Annotated in this window: 1 protein-coding gene and 1 pseudogene; both read left to right on the top strand. The window is 41.0% G+C overall.

The window, feature by feature from the left end; translation table 11 throughout:
- Positions 1 to 404, top strand: a pseudogene (locus L634_RS32020) (IS21 family transposase); the annotation flags it as partial.
- Complete coding sequence (gene istB, locus L634_RS0128615) at positions 404 to 1,168, top strand: IS21-like element IS643 family helper ATPase IstB (RefSeq protein ID WP_026585321.1); 765 nt, start codon at positions 404 to 406, stop codon at positions 1,166 to 1,168. The pseudogene L634_RS32020 and the gene istB, both read left to right, overlap by 1 nt.
- Positions 1,169 to 1,212: the final 44 nt, after the last annotated feature.

Here is a 1,212-nt window from a genome sequence, read left to right as displayed (position 1 = left end):
GAAAACTTATTCAAAATCGGCATCATACCCGGGATCGCTCCAAAGGTGTTAAGGAGCTTAAGCAACGCCTCATTTCTTACTTTGAAGATCAGGTTCAGGCAGCTGATTACTTAGATGAGATTAGTCAGAGATACCCGAGGTATCGTCGAGACCAGTTTGCGATTATCTATAAAGTGATTCAACAGTATCCGGCATTAATTGATCCTATTTTGACCAAGTGCATGACAGAGAAGCTCTACAATGCGAATGATTTTCGTGATATCGCTGATCACCTTGATACATTACGAGATGAACCGGTTGAAGAAGTACAATCCTTTTACACGAGTCCGCCAAAACATTCTCATATTAAAGCCTCTACCCGTTCTCTCAATGCATATACTAGCATTTTAGGAGGTAGAGCATGATGAACAAAACTGTACATGAACTACAAGATCAATTTCGGCAACTACGCTTAGCAGAGACTGCGGAGGAGCTGCCACAGCTTCTTCGCGAAGCTGAAAAAGCATCATGGACCTACTTGGAATTTTTAGAGTCTATCACCCGATATGAATTAGCCAAACGTGAAGCGAAAAGCCTTGAGAAAAGAATGAAATGGGCACACTTCCCTTTCGTGAAGTCGTTAGATGAGTTTGAGCTGAAAGGACAAAACGTTCTGACAGCTCGTCAGCTCTCTCAACTCCGGGAATTAAGCTGGCTGGAGCAACAGTACAATTTAATCCTTCTAGGTCCGCCTGGCATTGGAAAAACGTATATTGCAATTGGACTTGGACTTGAGGCTGTTTACAGAGGGTTCAATGTTTATTTCGCTACAATGGGCGAACTTGTGCAGCTTCTAAAATCAGAAGAGTACCTCAATAAATCTAAAGTTCAGCTCAAAAGAATTAGAAATGCCGACCTTGTGATTATCGATGATTTAATGTATATGGCCATGGACCAGAGAGAAGCAAACTTATTCTTTCACTTGATTAATCATTTGTACGAACGAAGTTCGATCATCCTGACTTCAAATAAAAGTCCAGATGAGTGGGGTAATTTAATTGGGGACCAAGGGATTACAACAGCTATTTTAGATCGCTTACTTCATCGTGTGGAAGTCATCCATGGAGGTGAAAACGAGGAAAGTCATCGCATGAAAAACCGGAAAAGCATTTTTTCAGCAGAAGTGTAAAAAGGAAACGAGCAAAAAGTGTAAAATTCAACTTGACGTCTACA

The sequence above is a fragment of the Bacillus sp. J33 genome (assembly GCF_000518885.1).
Lineage (GTDB): Bacteria > Bacillota > Bacilli > Bacillales > Cytobacillaceae > Cytobacillus.
This window is presented reverse-complemented; position numbering and strand designations above follow the sequence as displayed.

Coding starts and splice junctions, on each gene's coding strand:
- istB (WP_026585321.1), top strand. CDS start 404: ATGAACAAAACTGTACATGAACTACAAGATCAATTTCGGCAACTACGC.